Annotated in this window: 13 protein-coding genes; 6 read left to right on the plus strand and 7 right to left on the minus strand. The window is 52.5% G+C overall.

All coding sequences use genetic code 11. From position 1 onward, the window contains the following. Positions 1-118: 118 nt before the first annotated feature. A complete protein-coding gene (locus tag AC2TEL_RS21385; protein WP_480843019.1) occupies positions 119-622 on the minus strand; it encodes a nuclear transport factor 2 family protein in 504 nt (167 codons plus the stop codon). Between the two features lie 380 nt (positions 623-1,002). On the opposite strand from AC2TEL_RS21385, the gene AC2TEL_RS21390 reads away from it, so the two are divergent. Next, the gene (locus AC2TEL_RS21390; RefSeq protein ID WP_480843020.1) at positions 1,003-1,275 is read left to right on the plus strand and encodes a DUF3303 domain-containing protein; all 273 of its coding nucleotides are present in this window, start codon (positions 1,003-1,005) and stop codon (positions 1,273-1,275) included. A gap of 399 nt (positions 1,276-1,674) precedes the next feature. On the opposite strand, the gene AC2TEL_RS21395 is transcribed toward AC2TEL_RS21390, so the two are convergent. Both AC2TEL_RS21395 and AC2TEL_RS21400 read right to left on the minus strand, forming a co-directional pair. Further along, positions 1,675-3,087, minus strand: a complete 1,413-nt coding sequence (locus AC2TEL_RS21395; protein WP_480906844.1) for a sulfatase-like hydrolase/transferase — start codon at positions 3,085-3,087, stop codon at positions 1,675-1,677. Between the two features lie 40 nt (positions 3,088-3,127). After that, complete coding sequence (locus tag AC2TEL_RS21400) at positions 3,128-3,811, minus strand: IS6 family transposase (protein WP_480906847.1); 684 nt, start codon at positions 3,809-3,811, stop codon at positions 3,128-3,130. Between the two features lie 380 nt (positions 3,812-4,191). Here AC2TEL_RS21400 and AC2TEL_RS21405 point away from each other — a divergent pair, with 380 nt between their 5' ends. The 3 genes from AC2TEL_RS21405 to AC2TEL_RS21415 are packed head-to-tail and all read left to right on the plus strand — an operon-like array spanning position 4,192 to position 6,484. Then, on the plus strand, positions 4,192-5,016 hold the full coding sequence (locus AC2TEL_RS21405) for a class I SAM-dependent methyltransferase (protein WP_480844637.1): 825 nt from the start codon (positions 4,192-4,194) through the stop codon (positions 5,014-5,016). 54 nt (positions 5,017-5,070) lie between these two features. Beyond that, positions 5,071-5,451 (plus strand): group I truncated hemoglobin, encoded by a 381-nt coding sequence (locus AC2TEL_RS21410; protein WP_480844638.1) that lies wholly within the window; start codon positions 5,071-5,073, stop codon positions 5,449-5,451. Between the two features lie 4 nt (positions 5,452-5,455). Next, on the plus strand, positions 5,456-6,484 hold the full coding sequence (locus tag AC2TEL_RS21415) for an adenylate/guanylate cyclase domain-containing protein (RefSeq protein ID WP_480906849.1): 1,029 nt from the start codon (positions 5,456-5,458) through the stop codon (positions 6,482-6,484). A 24-nt stretch (positions 6,485-6,508) separates the two neighbouring features. Here AC2TEL_RS21415 and AC2TEL_RS21420 read toward each other — a convergent pair whose 3' ends face one another. The 3 genes from AC2TEL_RS21420 to AC2TEL_RS21430 all read right to left on the minus strand — a co-directional run bounded on the left by AC2TEL_RS21420 (position 6,509) and on the right by AC2TEL_RS21430 (position 10,663). Continuing rightward, positions 6,509-8,008, minus strand: coding sequence for a winged helix-turn-helix domain-containing tetratricopeptide repeat protein (locus AC2TEL_RS21420; protein ID WP_480844640.1), 1,500 nt, complete (start codon positions 8,006-8,008; stop codon positions 6,509-6,511). A 381-nt stretch (positions 8,009-8,389) separates the two neighbouring features. Then, the gene (locus tag AC2TEL_RS21425) at positions 8,390-9,283 is read right to left on the minus strand and encodes an ATP-grasp domain-containing protein (protein ID WP_480906851.1); all 894 of its coding nucleotides are present in this window, start codon (positions 9,281-9,283) and stop codon (positions 8,390-8,392) included. Positions 9,284-9,670: 387 nt separating this feature from the next. Next, complete coding sequence (locus tag AC2TEL_RS21430) at positions 9,671-10,663, minus strand: hypothetical protein (RefSeq protein WP_480844642.1); 993 nt, start codon at positions 10,661-10,663, stop codon at positions 9,671-9,673. 564 nt (positions 10,664-11,227) lie between these two features. Here AC2TEL_RS21430 and AC2TEL_RS21435 point away from each other — a divergent pair. Next, positions 11,228-11,701 carry a hypothetical protein gene (locus AC2TEL_RS21435; protein WP_480844643.1) on the plus strand — a complete coding sequence of 158 codons (474 nt, stop codon included), beginning with the start codon at positions 11,228-11,230 and terminating at the stop codon, positions 11,699-11,701. Between the two features lie 190 nt (positions 11,702-11,891). Here AC2TEL_RS21435 and AC2TEL_RS21440 read toward each other — a convergent pair whose 3' ends face one another. After that, a complete protein-coding gene (locus AC2TEL_RS21440) occupies positions 11,892-13,604 on the minus strand; it encodes an adenylate/guanylate cyclase domain-containing protein (protein WP_480906854.1) in 1,713 nt (570 codons plus the stop codon). Positions 13,605-13,933: 329 nt separating this feature from the next. Between AC2TEL_RS21440 and AC2TEL_RS21445 the strand changes: the two genes are divergently transcribed. Then, on the plus strand, positions 13,934-14,507 hold a 574-nt coding region (locus tag AC2TEL_RS21445), incomplete at its 3' end, for a transposase (protein WP_480906857.1).

The raw sequence follows: 14,507 nt of genomic DNA on the forward strand, positions 1-14,507 counted from the left end.
TGGTCCTCCGTTTCCTAAACATAACGGTGGACCAGTTCAGTTGGGGAGGCTCACAATCGGTAGATGCCAAAGCTGGATAGTGACAAGTCTCCGTTTTCTGACAACTCTTCTTATAATCTCATTTCGAGTTACCCAGCCCTTCAAAAGAGCGATAGATTAGGTCCAATTCTGACGAAACAAGTGGATCGGCAGCGCCAACTTTAACATCTGGCGACCCCGGCAAGGCCAAATCCACGGCTTCTCGACGCGTAAAATACCAGCGGCCCGAAATGTTGGCCAACTCGTCTTCAAAGTGACCTGAAAAGAAGATTCGATAACCTTTGTGCGTGGCAAGCGTAACGAAAACTGCAGTCTTTCCTGAACAGGACATTCCGTCTGTAGAAAACTCATACAGAGGCCAAGTCAAACAGTGACGTGTTGGTAAAACCTTATGCGCATTCGCATGTTGCATTAGCTTATCACGGCCCGAAATCTCATCTCCCCGGTAGCACAGGACACCTTCCGGAGAAAAACAATCGGCGAAAGTAGCGGCATCCCCGTTGTCAAAAGAAAAAGCGTATCGCGAGTTTAGGTCATTTATACTTAGTTTGTGATGTAACGTTTCAATATCAGCGCTGGTCATTTCTCGGCTCCTTGTTTCCTTCAAGTTGCTTAAGGGAAATCCTTTATTTGCTGAGTGTGACACTAAAAAAGTAGTCCATGTGTTTTTTAACTCATCGACGGTGTTTGGTCTATTTGGATGATGTCTATCTGCGTTGGCGAGCAATAAGGGAGTTGGTTGCACGACCTAACCGCGTTTAAGCAACAATGGCTCAAGAGCGGTCGTCCGTCGAATTCTGTCGGGATTGCGGCCCGCCCCGATACGACCAACGGTGTTTTTGCTGACAAAGCTGCCTTGCTGCGCGAAGCGTGACCGCTGATTTTAGAGTTTTGTCAAACCCACCATGTCACCTAACGTATGAGTAGGATTGAAAAGCAAACTTAGTTTTTGAGGAGACCTAAATGCAGTTCATGGTTCATGTGAAAATTAGCCCAGAGAACCGAGATGCTAACTACAAGCGTTTGAAAGAAAAGGAAGGGGCGGTTGATGTGCCCGGGACTAAGATTCTTGGTATGTGGTTTGCAGTTAACCAACTGGAAGGCTGGACGATAGTTGAAGCTGAAAATGCGGCAGCACTGGGAAAACTCTTGCACGATTGGACCGACTTGAACGTTAACACTGTGATTCCTGTTCTATCTCTTGATGAGTTTACAGAAGAGTTCGAAGGCAACTAACTCTTCCGTTGGCTCGGCCTCACATTCTTTTCGGCCTCAACGGAAGGCACAAAAAACTGCTGAAAATGCCTTCTCTGGGCTCTGCGCCCGCTTTCGCGGCGTTTTGCCCGAACTCTGATTATGGATGCAGCAATGTCAGCGCATCGAACGACCGTCTTGGGGCTCACTACTGCAGCCGGAACACTTGCAACATTGGCGATTTTGGTCGTGCCGAAGTTTTCGAGGACGGCCCAGAGCCGACATTAATCACGGGCGGACAATGCTGCACTCGCACCCGCATTGCTGCCATTCGCCGCGACTGCTCGAATTCGATAGTGACCAAGGTCTCAAGTGCAAACCAAGCAGACATTTTGTTGATGGAGCCATTTGCAATGGCTCCAAGCTTCTCTTAAACGAAACTTACCAGTCCACTGTCTTTTGTGGCGTATACTGCGGCGTCGGTTCGGGATCGAAGGACGTGTCAAAATCACGGTAGAAACTGCTCACTGACCGATGCGGATAATCTTCGATCAGCAGCATGTGTTCCTGAATCATCTTGGTGATGCCCGGGCCCGCCCAAATTCCGTTTTGCGCCTCATTTGGGAACCGCTCGGCGGGATCATGATACAAATTGAAAACCTCGTAGAAATGAAAGTCGGGATTCCTCGGCTTCAGGTTCAGTTTGACCTGATCCTTGCGCACCGCCTCCAAGTTTTGGCGATTGTAGTGGAAGACATAGTCGCGACGCCCGTTGCCCTCTCCAAGCAGGAACAAACCAGATTGGTCGACACCGTCGATCACCCGGTCGCCGGGCACCTCCGAGAGCACGCCACCGATGCTTGCCCATGTGGTAAAGAAGTCCGTGATCTGGACGATGTCGAGCGGGTCTTGCCCCGGCTCGATCATGCCGGGCCACCACGCGATCGCCGGCACGCGGATGCCGCCTTCCCGCGTTTCCCCCTTGCCTCCTTGGAGTAAGGAGTAACCGCCGTGCGGGTGCACCGTGTACATGGGTCCATTGTCCGAACTCCAAACCACCAAGGTGTTCTCTGCGATCCCAAGATCGACCAGCGTTTTCAGAACGCGCCCGACATTGTAGTCATGTTCCACCATTTGAGCTGCGGTATTGGTTTCAGCAGGTGTGTCGCGAAAATCCGGGTGAGCGCCCCAGAAATGATTACCCTTGCCCCAGAAGTTCACAAAGAACGGCTGATCCGTGTTGGCGCGGCGCGTGATGAACTCGATGACGTTATCCGCGACCTCCGTGTCGTAAGTATTGTACCTTTCCATTGAGTATTCATAGACAGGTTCCGGCTCCTCGCCTTTCTTTGCCCGCATGACGCCGCCGGTGTCATAGGGAAATCCCTCAGGGCCGGGCGAGTGCATCAAAGCGCGCTGTGTGAATCCGCCAATATCGTCATCTTTGGAAGCGTTCTTGTTGTTAACCCACCAAGGAGGATTTCCTTCCGACCATTCCGCCTCGTCGAAACCTTGTTCTGTCGGATGGTTGCCGTCGTCGTCGCCCAGATGCCACTTGCCGAAAAAACCAGTGTAGTAACCCGCGTCCGACAGCAACTCGGCGATTGTCACCTCATCACTATGCAAACCAGTTCCGCTCTCGCCCGGTAGCGTGATGTTATAGACGCCGTTTCGGATGGGATGACGCCCGGTCAGAACCGCGCCACGCGACGGCGAGCATTCGACCTCCGAATAGAAGGACAGAAACTTCATGCCCTCTTCCGCCATACGGTCCAGGCTAGCTGTTGGCGCTCCACGAATTTTGCCGCCGCTATACACGCCAAGTTCTGTGTACCCGACGTGGCTTTGTCGCATTCATTTCTGAAGTCTGAATGCTCACCAGACGTTGCTGTGTTTAGATGGCTAGTTCCGCAAACTGCTTGAACGGGCAGATTCCGAGTCCGAACTGACCCTTTCGGATCATCTGCGCAACTTCAATTCCTTCAAGCGTAGCGGAAGCAGATTCGAACGATTTGAAGCCGAGCATTGGTCGGATCCGGCGTTTGATAAATCGGTGGTCTTGTTCAATTACGTTGTTTAGGAATTTCCGCCTCACCATCTCGATTGGGATCGGGCAACCAAAGCCTTTCAGCATCTTGTTGATCGCCTTGATACCCGCCGTGTTAGCGCCGCTTTTGTCTATCACGATCTTTCTTGGGAGCCCGTTTACCTCAAGCGCACGTGCGAAAAACTTCGTTGCCGCAGCTTTGTTCCGCCGTTTGGACAGCATGAAATCAAGGGTCTTACCGTGTTTGTCGACAGCGCGGTACAAGTAGACCCATTCGCCTTTGACGCGCACGTAGGTTTCGTCCATTCGCCAGGATCGATCGCAGCAACGCTTCTTACGACGCGCCCGGTCGGCGACCAGAGGTGCGTATTTGACGATCCAACGGTTCAGCGTCGCGTGATCAACCGAAACGCGTCGCTCAGCCAGAATTTCTTCCAGATCCCGGTAGGACACTGAATAACGAAGATAGAAAAACACTGCGTGTAGTATCACGTCCCTAGGGAAATGAGCGCCTTTGAATGAAATTGTCACTGTCTACCTCGATCAAAATCCGAGACGCCATTAACACGAAGACCTCCTAGCCAAAAGTTTGCGACAAAGCCCGGTGATAGCGCAGCAACGGAGCTTGTTCATCCTCAAACCGTTTGAGCACGCGGCCCACTCCAGACATTGAACACTCAATCCGTATATTGCAGCCGCACCCGCATACTGGACATTTGTCAGCGGCAATCGTCGAACTTAACTTGACAGGGCGCCACGTACGTCGAGGAGCCCACCGATCTCAATCGAAACAACTAGAAATCGACAAACCTGCAGAAAACATCAGACATTCTACAGGTCTTCTACAAGTTTCAAATCCCGACTATTGGCAAGAGTTGTTCCATTGAATGCGAAATCAATGGAGACAGACAATGAATACAGCCGCCTCACTTGCCACCGCACCAGATCTGGCCGCGGTTAAATCAAAGCAACACGCTACATGGTCGTCAGGTGATTACGCCGCCGTAGGCACGACCTTACAAATCGTTGGTGAAACCCTTGCAGAAGCGATGGATTTGCGACCCGACGCCCGCGTTCTGGACGTTGCCGCCGGAAATGGCAATGCAACCCTGGCTGCAGCACGGAGACACTGCGATGTCGTTTCTACGGACTATGTTGCAAGCTTGTTGCGCGCTGGTGCCGCCCGCGCCGAAGCCGAGCATCTAGCAGTTGCTTTTCGAGAAGCCGATGCAGAAGATCTGCCTTTTGAAACGGCGTCTTTTGATCATGTCACATCTACATTCGGCGTCATGTTTACGGCCAATCAACAGGCGGGTGCCGATGAAATGCTGCGCGTCTGCCGCAGCGGAGGCACCATCGGTCTTGCTAACTGGACGCCGGAAAGCTTCATAGGCGAAGTGTTTCGGACCATCGGACGGCATGTGCCACCGGTTGCGGGCGTTCGTTCTCCGTTGGAATGGGGAACCGAGTCGCGGTTGCAAGAGCTCTTTGGGGCCCAAGCTCAAAAGATCAAAATCACGAAACGCCATTTCACCTTCCGTGAACGTTCACCGCAACATTGGGTGGAACGGTGGCGTGATATTTACGGCCCAATGCACAAAGCATTTGACGCCGTCGGCGAGCGTGCACCGCAACTCGCAGCGGACCTGATCGCAGTTGCGCGGAATTACTCGACCGATACTCAAGCTATGATTGTTCCGGCGGAATACGCCGAGATCATCATTCATCGAGCCTGAAAAACCAACAGCCCGGCGGGATTTCGCCGGGCAGTCATTCTCAGGAGACATTCCATGCTAGGGCGTACCGAACACCAAAGATCACTCCCGCTTTTTGACAAATATGGCGGCATGCGTGCTTTGCATTCGGTGATCATCAATTTCTACGATCGCATGCTGGACAGCGATATTGTGGGCCCTTTCTTCGACGATGTCGACATGGCCAAACTGATTGATCACCAGATGAAGTTCTTCGCGTCGATATTGGGAGGACCCGCAAAATACACAGATCAACGACTGGTGAGTGCACATCTTCACATGACCATAACAAACGTTCAATTCGATGAAGTTATCGCGCTTTTGAGCGAGACGCTGACCGAAGCGGGCTTTGCTCCAGACGATCTTTCCAAAACACTGCGCGCTGTTGAAGCGCGCCGTTCGCTGATTGTTAGGTAATTCCATGCAAATCCAAGAAATTAGTGCAAGGCTACTTGGTTCCATAAATGTTGGAATCTGCATCGTTGACGCTGACACCGGCGTCATCGTTTCGCTGAACCAAACGTTTGAGACATGGTTCAGTGACGCGGCACTGGGTCAAGTTTTGAATTTGGATACGTCATTCACATTGAAAGACCTGCCAGACAGGGAGCCGGCGGAGGTTCGCACGAAGGTCAAACATCGTACTTTGGTCGTTGAACTCAGTGCCCATGAAGCAGAACACGAGGGCAACACGTTGATTGTCATCGAAGGTCATAACATCTCGCGCCTGCGCGAGACCGAAGCCATGATCGACAGCTATGCGGCCATGGTTGACAAGCGCACCCGCCAGTTGGAGCGAGAAAACAGGCGGGTCGAAAAACTGCTTTTGAACATGATGCCAAAATCGGTTTATGAGGAGTTCATGACATTCGGATGTGTCACGCCACGGTTGTTCGAGCCGGTGACGGTCATCATGCTAGACTTTGTGGGTTTTACTAAGATGGCCGCAGCGGGCGACCCTAACGTAACCGTTTCTGAACTAAACTCTATTTTCACCGCATTCGATCAGATTGGCGAACTTTACGGCAGCGAGCGTATAAAAACCATCGGAGACTGCTACATGGCAGTGACTGGATTACCGCATTCCACGCCAGATCACGCGCTTTCGGCCACGCGGGTTGCAGCTAAAATGATACGCTTTCTGGAGAGACGCAATCAAACGCACCCACACACATGGCGTGCTCGCATCGGCATCGCCAGCGGCTCTGTCGTAGGCTCAGTGGTCGGTGTTCAGAAATACGTCTATGATGTCTTTGGCCCTGCCGTGAACATGGCCGCGCGTTTGCAAGCTCAATCAAACCCCATGGAGATCACGATATGCGACTCAATACGCGACGAACTGATCGACGATTTCAAGCTCAGTGAGGCCGAGACAGTTTCTTTGCGTGGATTTGGCGATACGCAAATTGCGCGCCTGAAACACTACCAACCAAACAGAAAGGTCGCTTGAGCCATAGGTGCGGGATCTGAGTTTTCAAAAACCTGCCTTGCGAAATGAACTGAGCATGCGATCACGGTATGCCTGATCTTTCACGACACTTGCTGCTACAAGCTTTTCGGCAGTGGCATCCGGCCTCACGCTACGGACTTTTTCAGCCATGGCCTGCATCCTGTCGGTCAGACCAAGTTCGGCAGCACAGGCCAAGATCAGGCGTGGCGCCCAAGTGGAGCCAGGCGCCTCAATATAGCCCTGCTCAAGCAGCGGTAGAGCATCTTCATATTCACCCAATCCGTATCGAGCTGCGCCGATGCCAAAATAGTAGCTAAATCGCATCGGGTCATGCGGGCTCAGGCGCAAAGCTCTTTCGTAGTTTGCCAACGCTTCGTTCATGTTGCCCGCAAAGGTTTCCACTGCTCCCAACATGGCCCACGCCCAGGCCAGGCTGGGATCCAGCTCCAGAGCCGTCTCGAGATGATGGCGCGCTGCCACATGTTGCCCTGCAGCCACCTCGGCGGTCGCTACGAAAGTCAGAACCAAAGCATCGCGTGGGGCAAGGTCAAGCGCGCTTTTGCCATGTACCATCGCCTCTGCAAGCGCAGCTGGGCCGTCCGGAGCCCAATCGGACATCGCCTGTTGCCCAAGGCACCATGCCAGCATGGCACGGGATAAGGCATGTTCGGGGTCTGACACCAATGCACGTCGCAAATGTACCACGGCCTGCCGATTGTCATCCGCGTCCATCCGCATGCAAAGCGGTGTTGCACGCAGGAGTTCATGATATGCATCCGTCAAGTCAGCCTCAGCCAAGGCGCGTTGCACTTCAACCATCATGATATTCGGGACGAGGCGGCCCAGAATGGCCGCAACAACAAGATCTTGCGCCTCAAAAGGATCTTCAAGCTGCCCTTCAAAACGATCTGCCCAGACCTCCGCTTGCCGCCCGGCATGCAACAAAGACGCGTTTAGGCGAAATGCACTACCTGCAAACCGCAACTTGAGCCCAAGCACGTACCGGACGCCCAATTCCTCGGCTGCTTGCTTTGCTTCGTCCTTACCAGAATACCGCGCAACATAAATCGTTCCCACCCGACCAATGGCTGCGCTAATATCGTCCTCTAACCCTTCACCAAAGGCCCTTTGAGCATCTGTTGGATGCACCATTTTGGTTGCCATGATGGCAATGGAGGGTTGCGACAAAACTGCTGCAGAGCCGGTCTTGTCATGCGTTTCCTCGACCGCGCCAACAAATTGGAAACCGTGTCCGTGCACAGTTCGTACTAAGACCTGCCGCGCGCCATTATCTCCAATTGCAGCCCTTACCGCTTTGACCCGACTGCTAAGAGCAGCATCCGAAACGATCCGGTCTTTCCAGATAACCGAAAAAATCTCGTCTTTCGAGACAACGCGTTCGCGATTTTCGATAAGATGCCGAAGCAGCGCAAACACTTGCGGCTCGGTAGCAACGGGAACGTCTTCCCGTGTCAATTGCAGCCGGCTTGCGTCCAGAACGTATTGATCGAATGCATATTTCACAGTGTAATTCTGCGTGAATTCAGTTTTTTCGTAAAGCGTGAACGCTTTTTTAGGCACCCATGCGCTGCGGTTTCAATGACCATGCATATCACTTCAGCAGTGGCCCAGCCGTGGCAAATGTCTTTAACTTGAGCTACGGGTTGAACAGCCCAAAGCTGCCGTTGCCAGGCATTGGGCTATGCCGCGGGCGGCCCGTCATTCCGGACCTTGGCGCCACTGCGCAGCGTTACAACGATGAGAATGGGCAAGTCGCAGGTCCAAGCCGCCAGGCCAATTATGCTAATCCATTCCACAGACGCCTCTATTCAGGTCGTTTGCAAACCCAAAACGGCACATCGAGGCCAGCGGGAGCGTCTACACCTTCGCAACCTCAAGTCGTCTTCAGTATGCCTCCAAAGACCGTTTGATGGCCCAAGCAAGTTTTCTTGCAGCTTCAGGTACATCGAATAGATACAATTGTGGCTCGATCAGCTCGACCTCCATGAGGGCAAGTGTCCCATCCTCCATCCTCGCCATATCTATGCGCATCACGAATGCGGTCACTGGTAGATTCCTCGCAATATGTCTTGCGGTTTCGCGGTCCTCTTTGCTAGGTGATTTTTCTGTTGTAGTCGCGCCGTACATGACCTGAACACGGTAATCTCCCTCCGCTGGCTTTTTGAGTACGCTGTAAAGCAATTCGCCAGCACCAAATATGAATGACCATTCACCTTCACTAATAACCGACGGCAGGAACGGTTGCGCCATGAGCGAGCCTATTCCATCATAACTGGACAACTGTTCCGTCAATTCTGTTGGTGTCTTGAGTGTTCTGACTCCGTATCCTCCTACCCCTACGGTCGGCTTGAGAACCACCTTACCTTCTCCCGAAAACCAGCTCAGCGGAATCTTGGTGTCGGAATCGCGTCTCAGGAAACACGTTGGAACAACTGGCAAACCCAACTTTGCGAGATCTTCGAGATATCGCTTGTCTAAGTTCCAACCCACTGTTTCGACCGGATTTAAGATGCGGGTTCCCAGCTTCTCAATTTGTTTGAGGGTCGCGAAGAATGACCTGGGGCTGTCAATGTAGTCCCACGAGCTTCTGATCACTACTGCCTCGAAGCTGGTCCAATCTACGTCTGGAGCTCTCCAACTTATTCGCTTGGCCGATACGCCAATGCGGGAAAGTTCCGCTATAAGCACGTCATCCTCAGCGAACAGAGAGTCCTCCATCGGGTGACGATCTCCGAGGAACTTCGGAAGCTTATCTGTACTTAGAATTGCGATCTGCATTGTCTGTCCTTTGATCGGTGCAGGATTAAAGGTTCGCGACACAAGGACTGATAAGTCAAATATTGGTTCGTAATGATCCCGCGAAAAGTCTCGCGAACCTTCGATAGTTGCCGTTGGGTTAGGGCAAAAAGATCAGGGTATTGGCAAAGCGTGTCACACAAATAACGTCGGCCCAAACCGGTCCTTCGATTGATGTTCACGACGCTGCGCTGCGGTGCGTCTTAGCTGTCGTTCGCCGCACTCGCAAAACGAACAGACTGTCGAAGGTCTAAAGCGCGGGACGAAGCTGACCTTAGACAATTCGATCTTGATGTCAGCTCTTAATTTTTTTTGCCGCCAAAGTTGGCCGCTGATGTTAAACGGGTTTTGGGTTGTCGCTGCTCCGAATTACTTGCCGCGCATTCTGTCGATCTGTTCATCAATGTACATCTCGACCTGCAAGTGGCTTTCTTCGATGACATCCCGGATATTTTCAGTTTGCGACATGAAGTCTTTGTATTTCTTGAGCGCCTTGTGCGGGTTCTTTTCCAAGCGCAAAGATTGCTCGCGCTTTTGCCATGATGGAATAGGATCACGCCTGTTTTTGAAGGGGTAGTTTGCGCCAATCCAGTTGACAAAATCAAGCACGCTGCCACCGGACCATTTTCCCGTCGCAAACTTCTTACCTTCTTCCTTGAACGCCAACCGCCAAGCTTGGCTTTCAACGATAGCTTCATCACGTGTCATCTGTCTCGGTCCAGCCGTGGCGATCATCCCAACGCCAATGTCCTGCTGTTCTATGATTTCGGTCATATGATCCGCCAGTGACGAAACCAGATTGCAGGCTTCGAATGAGATGCCTTCTTGGAGCGTCAGGCAACCACTTTGGTACTCGTCAAATACATGAAAACCTATTGGTTTTGATCCTAGGTGTTTCTGGGCTCGCTCTGGCAACACCATAGAAGGGCTATAGCTCATCGTATTGGTTTTATAGCGGCCAAGAACACCGCAAACCAAATAGAAGTAGAAACGCGCAAGAGCAGGCAGGATGTCCTGATGGTGCAAGCCGATATGGTAGACCTCGTTACGATAGCTATGGCAGATTGTGATACTTTCTGCTTCTTCGGCACTCAGTTTGTTGTGTGATCTGAAAAATGAGACTTTGGCATCAAAATGCCTGCCAAGTGCGGCTCTCAAGTCCGACTCGTCGGCGTAGGTCTTCTCGCGATTCAAGAAGTTAGTTCGCTCACGCTGTTCGTCCTTTGCCATTTGATGTAACACAAGCTCCAGAACATTGTCTGTCAACATGAGCCCAAATCGTGCGTTGTTCGGATCACCCTTTGAAATATGCTCAGCAGCAAGGTCAAGTTGTTCAATCGCATGGGCAAGAAATACCAACACCTAATTTTTCCTTATGCGGCTGATGAAACGCAGCTCGGTATTAAACATCTCAGCTGACAATCAAAAAGCGTTGCGCCAGACGTTATACCTCTATTAGCCAAGCAGACGTTGGTCGACGCAGCATTCGTCAAGGATGGGCTGATTTTGTTGGAAAACTCCCAATTTGCGTAAACTCGAGTCAGAAATTGGCCGGACAAGGCCGACGGGAGTTTTCAGCTGAGGGGTCGGCCAAAATCTGGCACTGTCCACCAGTGGGCCCCGAAACGCCAGTCATCGGTATCAGCAATGAACTTTTCGGATTTAGTGCCCGTTCGCAGAATATCGGGGCCTCCCAGATTTTCGAGTTTTTCAACAATATCGGCTCGAAGCTGACCCCGGCGCAAATGCGGCATCACAGTGGGGCGGACCGACATTCATCGGTGCGCACGGTCCAGAGCTGCCTTCCATTCCTCTGAAATGTGCTGCGCCGTAAACACGATAGCAGACATTGCCTGCAGTCAAGAAAAACCGCAATTTCACAAGGGTGACCTTGTACACTCCCGCATCAAGTCAATGAGGCATAGGGTGAAGCTTGAAGAATACTATCGGCCTAGGCTGGCTGAAGCAGGATACGATCTCTTGGCCGTATTTAGCCGGTTCGAGTACGCAATGAAGAAAGGCGGATTTCGCCGGGAGGCTTACCCGGACCCCGCTTGGCACACTTTTGCTCAGCGCCTACCGCAAGAATTCTTTCAAAAAATGGTGGGGTCCGACCAAGCGAAAATATACTTCGAGGCACCTCCAGATCACCTCGTCACGACCAACGATGGTGGCGTGGACTGGTCAAGAAACCCTGTTGTACCACACGATACAGCAAGCCTCTTCCAAAGCATCAAAACCGCTCGAAATAACTTGTTTCATGGTGACAAAAAGCACGACAACCACCGCGACACCCAGTTGATGAAAGCTGCGCTCTTCGTGCTGAATGAAGCCTACAAGGAAGCGGAGCGTACAGATGGGTTTGAAGGATTCCTTGGCGCGATGGAGTTTGGACTGTAGTGGCCCATACCGGTCACTCAACCATGGTCTCGAATGCTGCGGACGCAGCCCGCTTAGCGGTCATTCACTGCACTTGCTCAATTTTGGTAATGATCGAGGTCTGAACAGCGGACTTTGCCAAAATGACATTGGGTCCGGTTTGGGTCGCTTCTGTCAATGCGGCTACTGCTGGTCACCTCATGTCCCACAGCTAGAAATCTTCTGTTGGAGCGAGCGCATCCAGTAGGTCGCAGTAGTCTGGTGGCAGGGATGGCTTGAGAAAGAACATTGTCGGTTCTTTTGGCAACGCGTCGGCAACGGCATCGCTTGCGTTGGCAGCGTCTGAATTACCGAGTTTTCTTAGAACGATTGCCTTGAACCGATGGAGCGTCCAAAAGCCGGGCTGAAGTTGGATTGCGGTTTCCAGGGCATTGGCGCAGCCCTGGTAGTCGCCGGAACAATACAGGCAGAACGCAAGATTGACCTGCCGCATTGGTTCGTACGACATCTCTGTCGCCGATCCCTCTGCCTGTTCCAATGTCGCAAGCGCATCGTCGAATTTCGCTTCCGCCATCTCGACCATTGAGAGGATCAATCGACCGAAATAGTAGGTGGGGTTGAGTTTCAGGGCGTGCAGGCAATCGCGCTTTGCACTTTCAATGTCCCGTTTGCCGAACAAAAAGCACATACCCCGAACCGCAAACAGGTAATCGCTCTTAGGCATCGATACCAAGGCGCGGTTGACGTCGTTTTCCAGCTGGTCAGCTGTTTCTTGTCCAATGTCCTGGAATTTCGCGCGAGCGAACAGGATCTCACCCATGGACGACATCCCTTGAACCATCGGATGGTCCGGGCTCAGTTCAAGTGCCCGATCAAAATATTTCCTGGCCTCTATCCACTCTTGGTATTTTCCAGACTGACCGGTACTCGCGACGCGCGCCAAGAGGTCGGATATGCCCATTTCTTCGATTGGCACATGTTTCACGCGCTCAGCGTCAAAATTGTTCAAGTGGTTACGGATATCCGCGTTCACTTGCGTGATTGTCTGGTCAAAGAACGCAAAGATGTCGGCTGTTGCACCCTGATAATTCTGCGAGAACGCAGGCTCGCCGGTTTCAGACATCACCAGAGTTACATTGAGCCGCGCTTGGCCCGCTGCCATTCGCAGTCTGCCGCGAAGATAATATGAGGGGTTAAGCGTCATCGCTGTGAGGGCGTCAACAACCCGGATTCCGGTGCGTTTGGACAGGTTCATCAAGAGCTGATCGCGCAACTCCAGCGCGGCTGCCTTGGTGTCTTCGTCATTCGGGCCGAACTCTATCTTCTCAACAACGATGACGGGTCGCTTGTCCTCTTCTGGTGTGACCTTTTTCTTAGGTGACCAGTAGAAGCCTTCGATCGGGCCGGGAATATTCTTGAGCTCGAGTGATCCCGCGCTTTCAAATTCCGCTGCCAGACTGCCGGTCAGCTGCCGAAAAAGGTCTTGCGAAATCATGATGCCGCCCGGCGGTGCCTCAGCCTCGAGCCGGGCCGCAAGGTTGATTCCGGCACCATAAAATTCGTCTTCATCCTCGGTAATTTCGCCCAAATGGCCGCCGATACGTAGCTTTATCATTGGATGTTTGGCCAGTTCAGTCTGGAGTTCAGTTGCACAGTCCAGAGCCATCGTGATCGACCCGAACGCAAGGATCCAACCGTCGCCCAAACGCTTGAGGATTTCACCCGCGTGTCGATTGCAGATCGGAACCAATTTGGTGTCATTGATCTCTCTGACGGCAGCTATGCCCGTTGCTTCGTCGCGGGCCATCATTCCGGAGTACCCGACAATGTCCGCTACGATGATAACTGCTAAACGACTTCCCATGCTTCGATCTCGCTTAAAATGGCCGGATTTATCACCAACGCATGCGGCAATTATTTGCACAAACACAAGTATGATCCAACAACCGGCGCGACTGACTGGCCGAGCGCGGGGGAAACGAAAAACCGATCGACCGCGTTAAAATGATGGTTCCCGGTCGAAAGAAGTTACTATGAATCCGAAACTGTCTGCTTTGGACTCTCCGCGGCCGCTAGGGCGAATGCAGCATCTCAGCCAAAAGTACCAATACCTCACGCAAGGACGGCCCAAAGCCGCCGTTGACTAGGAACCGTCATCGCTGCATTTTGGCCCGTCTATTTTGTTGAAAAACTCTTCCTTGATCGAGTGCTGAACTGCTGATTCAATTCCTGTAGTGCAGGGGGGGATCAGCCATGATGGGACCGAGGCAGGAAGCGCAATCGTCGCTGTTCTATGAGTTCTCATTGGAGAACCACGTTCCCCAAGGTCACCTGCTGCGGTCGATTGATCGTTTTGTTGATCTGGACAGCATCCGCTCGTACTTTGCAGATTTCTACAGCCACACAGGACGCCCTTCGATCGATCCGGAACTGCTGATCCGGATGCTGCTGGTCGGCTATTGCTTCGGCATCCGCTCTGAGCGACGGCTGTGCGAAGAGGTGCACCTAAACCTCGCCTACCGTTGGTTCTGCCGTCTCGATCTGACCGACCGTATCCCGGATCATTCCACGTTTTCCAAGAACCGACACGGGCGTTTCCGGGAGAGTGAGCTTCTGCGTCATCTGTTCGAAAGGACCGTCGCCCGTTGCATCGCGGAAGGTCTGGTGAGCGGGCAGCGCATGGCGGTCGATGCCAGCCTGATCGAGGCGGATGCCAACAAACAGAATTCAACACCGAAGGAAGATTGGGACGCGACGAGTATCGATCCGGCCGATGCGCCCCGCGCGGTCCGCGCGTATCTCAACACGCTGGATGAGGCTGCTTTCG

The sequence above is a fragment of the Ruegeria sp. HKCCD9138 genome, from assembly GCF_057220975.1.